At 63.0% G+C, this 14947-nt stretch carries 12 protein-coding genes; 8 read left to right on the top strand and 4 right to left on the bottom strand.

Annotation, left to right across the window (positions count from 1 at the left end):
• From NKI72_RS21870 to dnaE, 3 genes are all read left to right on the top strand, one after another.
• The coding region (locus NKI72_RS21870) for a hypothetical protein (protein ID WP_352850862.1) at nt 1–209 on the top strand (209 nt) is incomplete at its 5' end.
• 84 nt (nt 210–293) lie between these two features.
• Nucleotides 294–2306 (top strand): acetyl-CoA carboxylase biotin carboxylase subunit, encoded by a 2013-nt coding sequence (locus NKI72_RS21865; RefSeq protein WP_352831583.1) that lies wholly within the window; start codon nt 294–296, stop codon nt 2304–2306.
• Nucleotides 2307–2935: 629 nt separating this feature from the next.
• Complete coding sequence (gene dnaE / locus NKI72_RS21860; RefSeq protein WP_352850860.1) at nt 2936–6463, top strand: DNA polymerase III subunit alpha; 3528 nt, start codon at nt 2936–2938, stop codon at nt 6461–6463.
• A 14-nt stretch (nt 6464–6477) separates the two neighbouring features.
• Here the strand turns inward: dnaE and NKI72_RS21855 are convergent, their stop codons facing one another.
• A complete protein-coding gene (locus NKI72_RS21855; protein WP_352471788.1) occupies nt 6478–7359 on the bottom strand; it encodes a DMT family transporter in 882 nt (293 codons plus the stop codon).
• A gap of 173 nt (nt 7360–7532) precedes the next feature.
• On the opposite strand from NKI72_RS21855, the gene NKI72_RS21850 reads away from it, so the two are divergent.
• Nucleotides 7533–8039 carry a hypothetical protein gene (locus NKI72_RS21850; RefSeq protein WP_352850859.1) on the top strand — a complete coding sequence of 169 codons (507 nt, stop codon included), beginning with the start codon at nt 7533–7535 and terminating at the stop codon, nt 8037–8039.
• A 150-nt stretch (nt 8040–8189) separates the two neighbouring features.
• Here NKI72_RS21850 and NKI72_RS21845 read toward each other — a convergent pair whose 3' ends face one another.
• On the bottom strand, nt 8190–9518 hold the full coding sequence (locus tag NKI72_RS21845) for a DNA polymerase IV (protein ID WP_352471784.1): 1329 nt from the start codon (nt 9516–9518) through the stop codon (nt 8190–8192).
• Between the two features lie 68 nt (nt 9519–9586).
• On the opposite strand from NKI72_RS21845, the gene NKI72_RS21840 reads away from it, so the two are divergent.
• Both NKI72_RS21840 and NKI72_RS21835 read left to right on the top strand, forming a co-directional pair.
• On the top strand, nt 9587–10162 hold the full coding sequence (locus NKI72_RS21840) for a GNAT family N-acetyltransferase (RefSeq protein ID WP_352816732.1): 576 nt from the start codon (nt 9587–9589) through the stop codon (nt 10160–10162).
• A gap of 348 nt (nt 10163–10510) precedes the next feature.
• Nucleotides 10511–11839: a hypothetical protein gene (locus NKI72_RS21835; protein ID WP_352816729.1), complete on the top strand. Its 1329-nt coding sequence runs from the start codon at nt 10511–10513 to the stop codon at nt 11837–11839.
• 9 nt (nt 11840–11848) lie between these two features.
• On the opposite strand, the gene NKI72_RS21830 is transcribed toward NKI72_RS21835, so the two are convergent.
• Both NKI72_RS21830 and NKI72_RS21825 read right to left on the bottom strand, forming a co-directional pair.
• Nucleotides 11849–12502, bottom strand: coding sequence for a hypothetical protein (locus NKI72_RS21830; RefSeq protein WP_352831588.1), 654 nt, complete (start codon nt 12500–12502; stop codon nt 11849–11851).
• On the bottom strand, nt 12499–12798 hold the full coding sequence (locus NKI72_RS21825; protein ID WP_352502452.1) for a DUF3572 domain-containing protein: 300 nt from the start codon (nt 12796–12798) through the stop codon (nt 12499–12501). Before NKI72_RS21825 ends, NKI72_RS21830 begins: the two co-directional genes overlap by 4 nt.
• 217 nt (nt 12799–13015) lie before the next feature.
• On the opposite strand from NKI72_RS21825, the gene NKI72_RS21820 reads away from it, so the two are divergent.
• Together NKI72_RS21820 and NKI72_RS21815 are read left to right on the top strand one after the other, a co-directional pair.
• Nucleotides 13016–13387: a response regulator gene (locus NKI72_RS21820; protein ID WP_006334976.1), complete on the top strand. Its 372-nt coding sequence runs from the start codon at nt 13016–13018 to the stop codon at nt 13385–13387.
• A 33-nt stretch (nt 13388–13420) separates the two neighbouring features.
• Nucleotides 13421–14794, top strand: coding sequence for a PleD family two-component system response regulator (locus tag NKI72_RS21815; protein ID WP_352448689.1), 1374 nt, complete (start codon nt 13421–13423; stop codon nt 14792–14794).
• Nucleotides 14795–14947: the final 153 nt, after the last annotated feature.

The raw sequence follows: 14947 nt of genomic DNA, 5'->3' as shown, positions 1-14947 counted from the left end.
TCGCGGGGACCTTCGAGGTCGACCTCCATGATCTGCAGCGGCTTTCCGGCGGCAACGGCGACAGCGGCGCGCGTTTTCATCAGGCAATCCTCCCAAGGCAGTCTGCAATCCAGGTTAGATTTAACTTACCATTCAGCTCTGCGCTATGCATGAAGCGACGTTCTGACCCCGGATTTTCGTCAGCGCCCGCCGATTTGCATGCGGGATAGGCTCCGACTTTGCCTTGACCGGCCCCCTGAAGCCCATAAAACGGGAAGCCCGTAAAAGAAGGGCAGCCGAGGGACGAGGCCTGCATGTTCACAAAGATCCTGGTCGCCAACCGTGGCGAGATCGCCTGCCGCGTGATCAAGACGGCGCGCAAGATGGGCATCGCCACCGTCGCGGTCTATTCCGACGCCGACCGCGACGCCGTGCATGTCGAAATGGCCGACGAGGCGGTGCATATCGGGCCTTCGCCGGCTGCGCAAAGTTATCTGGTCGCGGAAAAGATCATCGCCGCCTGCAAGGCCACAGGAGCAGAGGCCGTGCATCCCGGCTACGGTTTCCTGTCCGAGCGGGCATCCTTCTGCGAAGCGCTGGAGCAGCAAGGCATCGTCTTCATCGGCCCGAAGCCCAAGGCCATCAAGGCGATGGGCGACAAGATCGAATCGAAGAAGTTCGCCAACGCGGCCAAGGTGTCGACGGTGCCCGGCTGGCTCGGCGTCGTCGAAAGCGCCGCCCATGCCGAAAGAATAGCCGGCGAAATCGGCTATCCCGTGATGATCAAGGCTTCGGCCGGCGGCGGCGGCAAGGGCATGCGCATCGCCTGGAGCAAGGCAGAGGTGCGCGACGGCTTCGACCGGGCGCGGTCGGAGGCCAAAAGCTCGTTCGGCGATGACCGCGTCTTCATCGAAAAATTCATCGTCGATCCGCGCCATATCGAAATCCAGGTGCTCGCCGACGCGCATGGCAATACGCTCTATCTCGGCGAGCGCGAATGCTCGATCCAGCGCCGCAACCAGAAGGTCGTGGAGGAGGCGCCGTCGCCGTTCCTCGACGCCAAGACCCGCAAAGCCATGGGCGAGCAGTCGGTGGCGCTGGCCAAGGCCGTCGACTACCAGAGCGCCGGCACGGTCGAGTTCATCGTCGACAGCGACAAGAACTTCTATTTCCTGGAAATGAACACGCGGCTGCAGGTCGAGCATCCGGTGACGGAGCTCGTCACCGGCATCGACCTGGTCGAGCAGATGATCCGCGTGGCGGCCGGCGAAAAGCTCGCCATCAAGCAGAGCGACGTCAAGCTGAACGGCTGGGCGGTGGAAAGCCGCCTCTATGCCGAAGATCCGTATCGCAACTTTCTGCCGTCGATCGGCAGGCTGACGAAATACCGGCCGCCGGAAGAGGGAAAATTCGGCGAAATCGTCATCCGCAACGATACCGGCGTTACCGAAGGCTCGGAAATCTCGATGTTCTACGACCCGATGGTCGCCAAGCTGTGCACCTGGGCGCCGACACGGCTGGCGGCGATAGACGCGATGTCGGAAGCGCTGGACAGTTTCGTCGTCGACGGCATCGAGCACAACATACCGTTCCTGGCGGCGCTGATGCAGCATCCGCGCTGGCGGGAAGGGCGGCTATCGACGGCGTTCATCGCCGAGGAATATCCCGACGGCTTCGCGCCCATTGTGCCGAACAGCGAAGAAAACGCGGTGCTGGCCGCGATCGCCACCGCGGTCGAACTGCTGCGCCGCGACCGGCTCGACCGGCTGGGCGGGCGGCTGGCGCCGCATTCGGGCGCCTTGAAACGCGATTGGGTGGTGAAGATCGGCCGGGATTATCTTTCGGTTGCCATCGTCGAAGGCATGATTTCCATTCCGATGGAGCTCGACCTCACAATCGACGGCGGCAAACCGCTGACGGTGGCATCCGACTGGCGGCCGGGCGATCTCATCTGGCGCGGCACGGTCGGCGGCCGCAAGGTCGCGGCGCAAGTCAGGCCGGTGCTGAACGGGTTCCGCATCGCCTGGAAAGGCATCTCGGTGACAGCCCGCGCCATGCTGCCGCGCACCGCCGAACTCGAAAGGCTGATGCCGGAAAAAGTGGCGCCGGATACCTCGAAGATGCTGCTATGCCCGATGCCCGGCCTCGTCGTGTCGATTGCCGTTGCCGAGGGGCAGGAGGTCAAGGCCGGCGAGACGCTGGCCGTGGTCGAGGCGATGAAGATGGAAAACGTGCTGCGCGCCGAGCGCGACCTCATCGTCTCGAAGCTCAACGCCAAGCCCGGCGACAGCCTTGCCGTCGATGCTGTGATCATGGAATTCGCGTGAGGTTGGACCCGCCCTCGACGCTCTGTCTGAAGTTGGCGGGACAGCGCGCCCCTCTGTCCTGCCGGACATCTCCCCCTAAAATGTCCCTAAAGTGGGGAGATTGGCAGCTTCGGCGCCTAGCTCGCTCCTGCAACGTTGGAAATTGGCGAAAGCCGAGATGATGGCCAATCTCCCCCCTCGTGGGGGAGATGTCCGGCAGGACAGAGGGGGGCGCGAAGGAACGCGACCTTGCAATTGGTTGGGCACGCTCAGTGGAGGAGGGACAAGGCGAGGCCGCGAGGAATTCGCATTTTTCCCCGTCGCGCCGTATTTTGTTCTTGCTTTGTGCCGGCAGCTATGCTAGTAATTTGGGTATGGTGCTAATTGGCTCCAGCGACCCGCCCGCAGTGGCGGGTTTTTATTTGCAGCCTGACGTCGGCGGGACAGCGCCCCTCTCTGTCCTGCCGGACATCTCCCCCACGAGGGGGGAGATTGGCAGCTTCGGTGGCAGCGCCTTTCTGCCGGCGGAAGCGATTGCTAAGTTCACAAAGCTCCAATCACTACCGCTGGACTCGTGTTACCCGGTGCCGGACAATACAATACAATACATCTTCATCGACTGAGTCCTTGTGAGGCGGCGCGAAAAAACCATGGCGGATGAAAGACTTCCACGCGATCCCTTGCTGCGCGAGGCCTATGCAAAGGCGTCGCGGGCGGAGGCGGCGGCGCGTCGATTCATTCATCTGCGCGTGCATTCGGCCTATTCGCTGCTCGAAGGTGCCTTGCAGCTCGGCAAGATCGTCGGCCATGCGGTGCAGGACGAATGCCCGGCAATCGCCGTCACCGACACCAACAATCTGTTCGGCGCGCTGGAATTCGCCCAGAAGGCGGTAAAGGATGGCATCCAGCCGATCATCGGCTGCCAGATCGACCTCGCCTTTTCCGGCGAGGCGAGCGACAGCCAGCGCGACCGCAGGCGGCAAGGACCGGAGATGCGGCCGGTCGTCCTGATCGCCGCAACCGAGGCCGGCTACGGCAATCTGGTCAGGCTGGTCAGCCGCGTCTACCTCGAGACACCGCCCGGCGAAGCGGTGCATCTGACGAGCGAGATGCTGCAGGGCCACACCGACGGATTGATCTGCCTTACGGGCGGGCCGCGCGGTCCGATCGGCACTGCCTTGAAACAGGATCGCCGCGAACTCGCCGAGACCAGGCTGTCGGCGCTCAAGGGCCTGTTCGGCGACCGGCTCTATGTCGAGTTTGAGCGGGTCTCCGGTTACGACCGCGCCATCGAGCAGTCGTCGGTCGACCTCGCCTACCGCCACGATCTGCCGCTGGTTGCCACCAACGAGGCGTTTTTCTTCTCTCGTGAAGACTATGAGGCGCATGACGCCCTGATCGCCATCGCCGAAGGTTCCGTGGTGGCGGCCGACAATCGCCGCCGCCTTTCGCCCGACCACTTCCTGAGAAGCCAGGCCGATATGGCGAGGCTGTTCGCCGACCTGCCGGAAGCTATCGACAACACCGTCGAGATCGCGCTGCGCTGCTCGTATTACCCGAAGACCCGCAATCCGATTCTGCCGCGCTTTGCCGGCCGCGATGTCGCCGACGCCGATGCTGCGGTCAAGGCGGAGGCGCAGGAGCTTGCCAGGCAGGCGCATGAAGGGCTAGAGGCGCGGCTGGCGGCGCACGGCCCGACGCCGGGCTACACGGTCGAGCAATATCGCGAAAGGCTGGATTTCGAGCTCGGCGTCATCGAGAAGATGAAATATCCGGGCTATTTCCTGATCGTTGCCGACTTCATCAAATGGGCCAAGGCACAAGGCATTCCGGTCGGCCCGGGCCGCGGTTCGGGCGCCGGCTCGCTGGTCGCCTATGCCACGACCATCACCGACATCGACCCACTGCGTTTTTCGCTGCTGTTCGAGCGCTTCCTCAATCCCGACCGCGTGTCGATGCCCGACTTCGACATCGACTTCTGCCAGGACCGGCGCGAGGAAGTCATCCGCTACGTCCAGCAGAAATACGGCCGCGACCAGGTTGGCCAGATCATCACCTTCGGCACGCTGCAGGCGCGCGCGGTGCTGCGCGACGTCGGCCGCGTGCTGCAGATGCCTTACGGGCAGGTCGACAAGCTGAGCAAGATGGTGCCGTCGAACCCGGCCAATCCGGTCAAGCTCGCCGACGCCATCGCCAACGAGCCGCGCTTTGCCGAAGAGGCGGAGCGTGAGCCGATCGTGCAGACGCTGCTCGATACGGCGCAGAAACTGGAAGGTCTTTATCGGCACGCCTCGACGCACGCCGCCGGCATCGTCATCGGCGACCGGCCGCTGTCGGAGCTGGTGCCGATGTACCGCGATCCGCGCTCGGACATGCCGGTCACGCAGTTCAACATGAAATATGTCGAGCAGGCCGGGCTGGTGAAATTCGACTTCCTTGGCCTGAAGACGCTGACGGTGCTGGACAGGGCCGTCAAGCTGATCCGCCGCCGCGGCATCGAGATCGATCTTGCCCACATTCCGCTCGACGACCCCGAAACCTACGCCATGCTGTCGCGCGGCGAGGTGGTCGGCGTGTTCCAGGTGGAAAGTGCCGGCATGCGCAAGGCGCTGATCGGCATGCGGCCCGACTGTATCGAGGACATTATCGCGCTGGTCGCGCTCTACCGGCCGGGGCCGATGGAGAACATACCGACCTACAACGCCAGAAAGCACGGCGAGGAGGAGATGGCGTCGATCCACCCGAAGATCGACCATCTCGTCAAGGAGACGCAAGGCGTCATCGTCTACCAGGAACAGGTGATGCAGATCGCGCAGGAGCTCTCCGGCTATTCGCTGGGCGAAGCCGATCTGCTGCGCCGCGCCATGGGCAAGAAGATCCGCGCCGAGATGGACAAGCAGCGCGAGCGCTTTGTTTCGGGCGCGGTCGAGCGCGGCGTCGGCAAGCCGCAAGCCGACTTCATCTTCGACCTGCTGGCAAAGTTTGCCGACTACGGTTTCAACAAATCGCATGCCGCCGCCTATGCCGTCGTCTCCTACCAGACCGCCTATCTGAAGGCGCATTACCCCGTCGAATTCCTGGCGGCATCGATGACGCTCGACATGGGCAATACGGACAAGCTCGCCGATTTCCGCCAGGATGCGCTGCGCCTCGGCATCGAGGTGGTGGCGCCGTCGGTCATGACGTCGTTCCGGGATTTCGAGGTCGGCGAGAACCGCATCTTCTATTCGCTGGCCGCGCTCAAGGGCGTCGGCGATGCGGCGGTCGAGCACATCGTCGCCACGCGCGGCGAAAAACCCTTCAAGAGCCTCGCCGATTTCTGTGAAAGGGTCGATCCGAAGATCGTCGGCAAGCGCGTCTTCGAAAGCCTGATCATGGCCGGCGCGCTCGACTGCTTCGGTCATGACCGCGCGGCGATGATGGCCGGCGTCGAGCGGATGATGGGGCTGGCGTCGCTGGCGCAGCAGAATGCCGTCACCGGCCAGCATGACATCTTTGGCGCCTCGCTCGGCGCACAGTCGCAGGCGCTCAACTTGCCGGCGACCGATCCCTGGCTCGCCGCCGACCGCCTGCACCGTGAATTCCAGGTGGTCGGGTTCTATCTCTCGGCGCATCCGCTCGACGAATACAAGGCGGCGCTGCAGAAAATGCGGGTGCAGACCTGGGGCGAGTTTTCGGCCGCCGTCAAACGCGGTGCTGCCGCCGGCCGGCTCGCCGGCACGGTGACCACCAAGCAGGAGCGCAAGACGCGCACCGGCAACAAGATGGGCGTCGTGCAGTTCTCCGACACCTCCGGCCAGTATGAAGCGGTGCTGTTTTCCGAGGGGCTGGCGCAATACCGCGACTTGCTCGAACCCGGCCGCTCGGTGGTGATCACCGTTTCGGCCGAGGACAGGCCTGAAGGCGTCAATCTGCGCATCCAGACCGTGCAGTCGTTGGAGGAAGAGGCAAGCCGTATCCAGAAAGCGTTGCGCATCTTCGTCAGAAATGACGCACCGGCATTGACAATCCAATCGCAGCTTGGCCAGCGTGGCGACAGTCAGGTGAGCATCATCGTCATCAAGGAAGGCGGCGAGGGCGAGGTCGAGATCGAGTTGCCCAACCGCTACCGCGTATCGCCGCAGATCGCGTCGGCGATGCGGGCGGTGCCGGGCGTGGTCGAGGTGGAACTGGTCTAAGAGTTAGCGCACGCTTATGAAGCGGCGATCTCCGCCGGTTGCGGTGCTCTCCGCTGCAGGTTGAGCAGATTTCCCATGAGGATCAGCAGGGCGCCACCGGCGGTGAAGGCGTCGATCTGCTCGTGATAGAGCAGCCATCCGATCACCGCCGACAGCGGCACGCGCAAAAAGTCCATTGGCGAGATGACCGTCGCATCGGCATAGACAAGTGCGCGGGCCATGCAGAAATGCGACGACATGCCGGTGAAGGCGATGAGCAGGATCCACGGCCAGAGCTCAAGCGGCGGGTTGCGCCATTCGTAAAGCGCCGGGACGAGGCCAAGCAGCGACTGGATGATCAACATCCAGAAGATGATGCGCACGACGCTGTCCGTCCGCGTCAGCGACTTGACGAGAACCACCGAGACGCCGAAGCAGACCGCGGCTCCCAGCACGATAACATGCCCCGGATTGACCGCGCCGACGCCCGGACGCACGATGATCACAACGCCGATCAGCCCGAGCACGATTGCCGCCAGCCGTGGCCGGGACAGCCTTTCGCCGAGGAAAGCGACGGCCAGCAAAGCGGTCCAGATCGGCGTCGTGAATTCGATCGAGATCAGTACCGCAAGCGGGATCAGCGTCAGGGCGTAGAGCCAGGCAGCCTGGCCGGTATAGTGGACGACGTTGCGGGCGATATGAGCCAGCGGGCGTCCGGTGCGCATCGCCGCAAAACCGCCTGACATCATGACCAGCGGCAACAGGATGAAAAAGCCGATCACCGAGCGCAGCTCGAGCACCTGGAAGACGTTTAGTTCGGCCGTCGTGGCGCGGCCGGCCACCGACATCGCCAGGAACGAGGCGATCGACAGCGCCATCCAGAACGCGGCCTTGGGGATCGAGGGTGCGGGTGCCATGCGGCTATGTCGCAAGCCGGAGCGCTCATCGCAACCGCTAGCCGACGCATTCGACTGGGCCAGCCGTGCAGCGTTGCAAACAGTGATGTTGAAGCCGGAACCCGCCGCTGAGGGAAGCGTTGGTCCCTCAGTGTTTGCGTGCTGTGTTTTGGACACCAACGAGGAGCGGTCCGATGAAATCACTTGCACGATTTGTACTTGCCGGCTGCCTGACGGCCGGGGCCGGGGCAGCGCATGCCGACGATCCGGATTTTCTTCGCTCATTCCAGGGGAATTTCGCCGGCAAAGGCATCGTCAAGGTGACCACCGATGCGCCGACGGTGAATGTCTCTTGTCATTTCAATTCCGACGCAACGTCGAGCTCGCTATCGCTCGACGGCAGCTGCCGCGGTCTTATCGTGGTAACGCGCGCCATCAGCGCCGATCTCAAATCGAGCGGGACGAAATACACCGGCACCTATGTCGGATCGCGCACCGGGCCGGCGCAATTGAGCGGCAGCCGCTCCGGCAACGCAATCAATCTCGGCATCCGTTGGGCCAAGGAGGTCAATGGCGATCGCAAGGCGCAAATGACGGTCGAGAAGAACGGCGAGAATGGCATGCGGCTGATCGTCGTCGATACCGATCCGAAAACCGGGAAGAGTGTGGTGGCCACCCGGATCGATCTGCAGCGCACGTGACTGGGGCAAGTTGATATTCAGGTGAGGCCGGCCTGCGAAAGGCGGTTTCCTGCGCATCCAGTGCTCACGTACTCACAAGTGCGCTCCGCTCCGGTTCTCGGAAACCACCCTTCTCGACTCGGCCTGACCTGAATCTCAAACATGCCGGTATCATTCCTCGACCGGTTCGGGCGGATGGGCATCGCGGCCCTTGCCGAAGGTATAGCCGGTTTCCACCGCCCTGCGGCCGAACTTGCCGCGCAGCGTGTCGATGGCGCCTTCGGCCATGGCGCGCTTGCGTGACTGGACGTCGACCAGGTCGGGCGGGTCCGCCCGGTCATCGTCGGAGAGATCGCTGACGCCAATGCCGAGCAGCCGGTATTTCGTGCCATCCGCTTCCTTGCGCAGCAGCTCGAGCCCGGTCTGAAAGATGCGGTCGGCCAGCCGGGTCGGATCGCCGAGCTGGCGATTGCGCGTGCGGATCCTGAAATCCTGGGTCTTCAGCTTGAGGACGACGGTGCGTCCGGCAATGCCGGATTTCTTCAGCCGGGCCGAGACTTTTTCCGACAGCGCCCTCAGCACCGAAACCAGTTCGTCGACGGAGGCGATGTCGGTATCGAAAGTGGTTTCCGCCGAGACGCTTTTCGCGTCCTGGTCGGGAACGACGCGACGGTCGTCCTCGCCGCGCGAAAGCCGGTAGAGCCGGTCGCCCATGACGCCGTAGCGGCGCATCAGATCGCCACGTTCCATGCGCTGCAACTGGCCGATGGTGCGGATGCCGTCGCGCTCGAGTGTGGCGGCAAAGGCCTTGCCGACCCCCCAGATCAGCGTCACCGGCTGCTCGGCCAGGAAGCCGATAGCCTCGGCCTCGCCGATCACCGAAAAGCCGCGCGGCTTGCGGAAGTCCGATGCCACCTTGGCCAGGAACTTGCAGTAGGAAAGACCGGCCGAAACGGTGATGCCGATCTCCTTTTCCACGCCGAGTGCGAAGCGCGCCAGGACCACCGCAGGCGGCAGGCCATGCAGGCGCTCGGTGCCGGCGAGGTCGAGAAAGGCCTCGTCGATCGAGAGCGGCTCGACCAGCGGCGTCAGCGCCTGCATCATGGCGCGCACCTCACGGCCGACGCGGACGTATTTTTCCATGTCCGGCGGCAGGACCACCGCTTCCGGGCAGGCTTCGAGCGCCTTGAACATCGGCATTGCCGAGCGCACGCCGTGGATGCGGGCAATGTAGCATGCGGTGGAGACGACGCCGCGCTTGCCGCCGCCGATGATCAATGGCCGGTCCTTCAACGCCGGGTTGTCGCGCTTTTCGACCGCCGCGTAGAACGCGTCGCAATCGATATGGGCAAGGCGCAGCCGGTAGAGCTCCGGATGGCGGGCGAGCCGTGGACTGCCGCAGCGCTCGCAACGGCGTGCCTCGCTGCGCTGAAAACTCAGGCAGTCGCGGCAAAAACCGTGTTCGGGATTGTTGACAGGGGCCGCCATCGCTGCGAACATAAAGAGAACAAATGTAATGGTACGTCAGGACGGATGCCACGACAAGGCGGTGGGCCGGGAGAGAGCTCATGAATACGACCATAGCGCCGCTAGTGCCCGAGCTTTGGGCGGATTTCGAAGATCTTTTCGGTAGGCAAGGCGCCTGCTACGGCTGCTGGTGCACACATTTCCGGCTGTCGCCCGCAGCACGCCGCGCGAGCAACCGGGAGCGCAACAAGGACCACATCAAGGCGCGGATCGGGGCCGGGCCGCCGCCCGGCGTGCTGGCTTTCGAGGGTGGCCAGGCGGTCGGCTGGATGCAGATCGGCCCGCGTGCCGACGTGCCCGAATGGAACAACCAGGGCAGGGGGTCGGCGCCGATCGACCCCGCCGACGCCAGCGATCCGGGCGTCTGGGCGATCTCCTGCTTCTTCATCCGCACCAAAGCACGCGGCAAGGGCCTGTCGCACCGCCTGGTCCAAGGCGGCATCGAGTTCGCCCGCGAGAACGGCGCGCGGCTGATCGAGGCCTGCCCGATCGACCTGTCGAAGGATTCGCGCTCGATCGGGCTGTTCGTAGGCTCGTCGCGGGTCTTCGAGAAGGCCGGGTTCCAGCGATTGGTCGAACGTAAGCCAGGCCGACCGCTGGTGCGGCTGGTGCTTTAGCCGGATGCGCTTTTGGCCTACAGCCGGCGTCTTGCCGCTGTAACGCTGTTTCACTAATACAAGCAATGATTTGGCCCGAGACAACGGAGAATCGACGTGAAGCGTGTATTGCCACTTGTTCTCGCCGTCGCGTTTAGCGCGCCCGCTTTCGCCCAGACCGTCGACAGCCAAGGCGCGAAGAAGCTTACCGATGATCTGGCACATTATTTCGGCAGGCAGGGTTTCGATATCGGGCTGGTGAAAATCACTGCCGACGGCGATGCGTACAAACTCGCCGTCGATTTCAAGCCGCTCGTCGCTTTGCTGTCGAAACAGGATTCCTTCAAGTTCGACGTCACGCCTTACGACATGCGGGTCAAGCCGCGCCAGGACGGGCAGTGGGACGTGTCGGCGGATACGTCGCTGACCGGATCGTTCGATTTCAAGGGGCCTCAAGGGCCGCAGCACATCGACTTTTCGGTGTCGAACAACAAGTTCACCGGTGTGTATGATCCGGCCCTGGTGGCCTTCGTCAGCGCCACGGGGTCAATGGACGCTATGACGATGAAAACCCGGGAGCCGAAGCAAGAGGCCGATGTCTCTGCCGGTGCCGGCACCGCCACGCTAAATTCGACGAAATCGGCGAACGGCGGCATCGATTTCACTGTCGCGGAAAAGATCTTGAATTTTGCTGAAGTCCTCAAAATCAACGATCCCGAGCGAGGGTTGAATTTCCCGGTCACCCTCAATGCGCCGGAATTTTCGGTGCATGCAAACGGCAAGGGTGTTCGGACAAAGCCGTTGATGGATCTGCTTGCTTTTGCCGTCGCTAATGAAGACGAGGCGAAACTGAAAGTAAATCAGGCGGAACTTAAGTCACGTCTCCTTGCGGCGTTGCCTGTCTGGGAAAGAATCGATGGAACGTACGCCTTCAAGGATTTCGCAATTGAGAGCCCAGTCGGCAAGTGGGGTGCGAAGCAGTTGGATTTGGCTAGCGGCATGGATGGCGTCTCCCAGAACGGCAAGATCAACTATGGGATCAAGGCCTCCGGTCTGACGATCCCCCGGCAATTGCTGCCCGCCTGGACTGGTCCACTGGTGCCGACGGATATCGACCTCAACTTCGGCGGTACCAATATCGATCTCGACACGATGGCGAAGAAGGCGATCGAAGCCTTTGATCTCAATAAGAATCCGCCGTTGCCGGGGGAATTCGGCAAGGCTTTGGTCGCCGATTTCAAGGCCAAGAAACCCAAAGTAATCCTCGGCCACTCGACCGTGAAGAATGGCGACGTCGAAGTCGCCATGGAAGGCGAGATGACTTTCCCGGGCGGCGAAAAGCCTGATGCGACCGTGACCGTCGCTGTGGCCGGCTACGACAGGATCGTCGATGCCTTGAAGGAAGGCGCCAAGAGCGATGAGCAGATGGCGCAGGCCTTCCCCTTTGCGCTGGCCGTCAAAGGTTTTGGCAAGACGCTGCCGGATGGCCGGCTGGAATGGGTGATCAACACCAAGGCCGATGGGTCCGTTGCGGTCAACGGCGCCATGCTGAAGGGGCCGGATGAAGTCCAGGACGACAGCGCCGGCCAGGATGACAACTCGGGCGATGATGGCGCGAATGGAACGGACAATTCGACCGGGGGCGAGGATTCGGACGGCGGCGACAATGGCGGGGCAGGACCGAAGCTGCAGCCCTGAGCGCTCGCATTAAAGCCCCAGAGCGCTCGCGATCTTCGGCGCGGCGTCGCGCCAGTCTTCGACGACTCTGACGCCGTCCGGCGGCGGCGGCAGGAAAGCGCGCAGCGAATTGTCGGCCATCAGATGGAAGAGATACGCATCGGCGACCGAGTTCTGCACCGACACAAGATTGGACGGCTGATCGTCGACGAAAGCGACCGGGCGGCCCTTGTTGCCGCGCAATTTGGCCACCGCCGGTCCCTTGGCCATTTCGGTGGTCAAAAGCGGGTAGGGCAATCCGAGCGCGTCGAGATGCGCACGGCGCACCACGCGGTGCTTGTGCGGCATGGCGGTTAGCAGAACGATCTCGGCGCTGTCGCTAAGCGCTGCAAGAGCATCCTCGGCACCGTCGGTAATGCTTTGCCAATCGGCCTGGGCGTCAAAGAATTCCCCCAGAAGTGCCGTAACCTCGGGCTGTTCGATCAAACGGCCGCTCGCCGTTTCGGTGATGTTGCCGGTGAGGCGGAAGGAAGCCAGCGTCAGGCCGAAGCCGCGCGATTTGAGGAAATGCGGAAACGGCCGGATGAATTCGAGCACGACGTCGTCGACGTCGAGCACCAGCAGCGGCCGGTCGTCGGCGGCCAGCTCCTCGATCTGCCGCGCCGTCTCGGGATCGTCGCTCATACCGAATGCTCATGATTGTCGTCGCCGAGCGGCAGCGCCCGCAATGCCTTGCCGACTGCGGCGGGCGGCGTTCCGGTCTCCTCGGAAAAACGCATCAGCGTCGGCTCATGGGCAAGGATGAACTGCAGCACGCCGGCCAGGAATCCCGGCTCGCCTGCCGCCCGGCGGATGGAATGGGCTTCGATGCCGGTGATCGCCAGGAAGCGGGGCAGAAGTTCCGGATCGGCGGCGACGAAGCCCAACGCCTTTACGGCAATGGTTTCCGCTTCCTCGCGCATTGACGCTGCGTTTGCCATCGCTACCTTCCTTCATGGGCGGAATCGTTCTGTTTTCGCAGTAGTGGCAAGTGTCGCCGGCAGCAAGCTCGCCCACCTGGAATCCGAACGCTTTTAGGGCGGCCGGTTTGCGTTTCGTCAATCATATTGCCGTATAGTGGGAACAGGTTTGGTGCGTGCCGACAAGGGGCGCATGACGGCACCCTTCGAGTGGAAGGTCAGCCGGGACGGGAAATCGATGCCAAAGAAGGTTATGATCGTCGAAGACAACGAGCTCAACATGAAGCTCTTTCGCGACCTCATCGAAGCGAGCGGCTACGAGACGGTGCGCACACGCAACGGCCTGGAAGCGCTGGATCTGGCGCGGCAGCACAGGCCGGACCTCATCCTGATGGACATCCAGCTGCCGGAAGTGTCGGGCCTCGAGGTCACCAAATGGCTGAAGGAGGACGATGATCTCCACGTCATCCCGGTCATCGCCGTCACCGCCTTCGCGATGAAAGGGGACGAGGAGCGCATTCGCCAGGGCGGCTGCGAGGCATATATCTCCAAGCCGATCTCGGTGCCGCGTTTCATCGAAACCATCAAATCCTACCTGGGCGATGCCTGATGTATCTTTCCAGCCGAGCCGGAGCTTTGTGAAATGACCGCGCGGATCCTCGTCGTCGACGACATCCCAGCCAATGTCAGGCTGCTGGAGGTTCGGCTGCTCGCCGAATATTTCGAGGTCCTGACCGCCACCAACGGGCCGGACGCGATCGAGATCTGCGAGAACGGCAAGGTCGACGTCGTGCTGCTCGACGTGATGATGCCCGACATGGACGGGTTCGAGGTCTGCCGGCGGCTGAAGGGCGACCCGGCGACATCGCACATCCCTGTCGTGATGATCACCGCGCTCGACCAGGTTTCGGACCGGGTGCGCGGCCTCGAGGCCGGCGCCGACGATTTTTTGACCAAGCCGGTCAACGATCTGCAGTTGATGACGCGCGTCAAGAGCCTGGTCAGGCTGAAATCGCTGACCGACGAGCTGCGGCTGCGCGCCTCGACGACACGCAATATCGGCATCGAGGAGCTTTTGAGCCGCAACTTCGCTGCCGACGATGCGGTGCCGAAGGTGCTGCTGGTCGACGAGCGCAAATCCTCGTTCGAGCGCATCCAGAAGATGCTGCGCGGCAGTGCCGATCTCGACGTCGCCAACGATCCGCATGCCGGCTTCTTCCAGGCCGCCGAGCAGCCGTATGAATGCGTGATGATCTCGACGGCCTTCGCCGATTTCGACCCGCTGAGGCTCTGCTCGCAATTGCGCTCGCTCGATCGCACCCGTTTCCTGCCGATCATCCTTCTGGCGGACGAGGGCGAGGAGGGACGTATCATCCGCGGCCTCGAACTCGGCATCAACGATTATCTGATGCGGCCGATCGACCAGCAGGAGCTGACCGCGCGGCTGCGTACGCAGGTGCGCCGCAAGCGCTACAACGACCAGCTTCGCGCCAGCGTCACCCAGACCATCGAGATGGCGGTGACCGATGCCCTGACCGGCCTGCACAACCGCCGCTATCTCGACAGCCATTTGCAGACGCTGTTCGACCGCGCCGTGGCACGGCGCCGGCCGCTGTCGGTGATGATCACCGATCTGGACCGCTTCAAGAGCATCAACGACGCGCATGGCCATGACGGCGGCGACGACGTGCTGCGCGAATTCGCGCGGCGGCTGCGCAAGAATGTGCGCGGCATCGACCTGGCCTGCCGCTTCGGCGGCGAGGAGTTCGTCGTGGTGATGCCGGACACCGACGGCGCGGTGGCCGAAAAGGTCGCCGAGCGCATTCGCGCCGAAATCGCCCAACTGCCGTTTCCCGTCGGCGCCGAAGGCAAAGCCGTCGAAGTCACCGTCAGCGTCGGCGTTTCGTCGGTGCTGAAAGGGGTGGACACGGTCTCCGCGCTAATGAAACGCGCCGACCTTGCGCTCTACGAAGCCAAGAGCGGCGGCCGCAATCGCGTCGTCGCCAAGGCGGCTTAGCACCGAACACCAATTGCCGGGTCAACGCGACAAGGTTACGAATTTACCTTAATCCAAGCGATTTGCGAGGCTTGGTTAAGAAACGGTTGATTTCCATAAGTTGTTGCGCAAATGTGCAGCCCTTAGACGTAACCGGCACGAGGCTAGATCGCC

Origin of the sequence: Mesorhizobium sp. M0437, from assembly GCF_040321335.1 — a bacterium.
GTDB lineage: Bacteria > Pseudomonadota > Alphaproteobacteria > Rhizobiales > Rhizobiaceae > Mesorhizobium.
The sequence above is the reverse complement of the archived record's forward strand: the minus strand, read 5'-3'. Positions and strand labels throughout refer to the sequence as shown.

What these genes read in the sequence shown, in the direction of transcription:
- NKI72_RS21855 (WP_352471788.1), bottom strand. Translation starts at nt 7,359, where the DNA reads ATGGCACCCGCACCCTCGATCCCCAAGGCCGCGTTCTGGATGGCGCTG.
- dnaE (WP_352850860.1), top strand. Translation starts at nt 2,936, where the DNA reads ATGGCGGATGAAAGACTTCCACGCGATCCCTTGCTGCGCGAGGCCTAT.
- NKI72_RS21830 (WP_352831588.1), bottom strand. Translation starts at nt 12,502, where the DNA reads ATGAGCGACGATCCCGAGACGGCGCGGCAGATCGAGGAGCTGGCCGCC.
- NKI72_RS21865 (WP_352831583.1), top strand. Translation starts at nt 294, where the DNA reads ATGTTCACAAAGATCCTGGTCGCCAACCGTGGCGAGATCGCCTGCCGC.
- NKI72_RS21845 (WP_352471784.1), bottom strand. Translation starts at nt 9,518, where the DNA reads ATGTTCGCAGCGATGGCGGCCCCTGTCAACAATCCCGAACACGGTTTT.
- NKI72_RS21835 (WP_352816729.1), top strand. Translation starts at nt 10,511, where the DNA reads ATGCGGGTCAAGCCGCGCCAGGACGGGCAGTGGGACGTGTCGGCGGAT.
- NKI72_RS21820 (WP_006334976.1), top strand. Translation starts at nt 13,016, where the DNA reads ATGCCAAAGAAGGTTATGATCGTCGAAGACAACGAGCTCAACATGAAG.
- NKI72_RS21825 (WP_352502452.1), bottom strand. Translation starts at nt 12,798, where the DNA reads ATGGCAAACGCAGCGTCAATGCGCGAGGAAGCGGAAACCATTGCCGTA.
- NKI72_RS21850 (WP_352850859.1), top strand. Translation starts at nt 7,533, where the DNA reads ATGAAATCACTTGCACGATTTGTACTTGCCGGCTGCCTGACGGCCGGG.
- NKI72_RS21815 (WP_352448689.1), top strand. Translation starts at nt 13,421, where the DNA reads ATGACCGCGCGGATCCTCGTCGTCGACGACATCCCAGCCAATGTCAGG.
- NKI72_RS21840 (WP_352816732.1), top strand. Translation starts at nt 9,587, where the DNA reads ATGAATACGACCATAGCGCCGCTAGTGCCCGAGCTTTGGGCGGATTTC.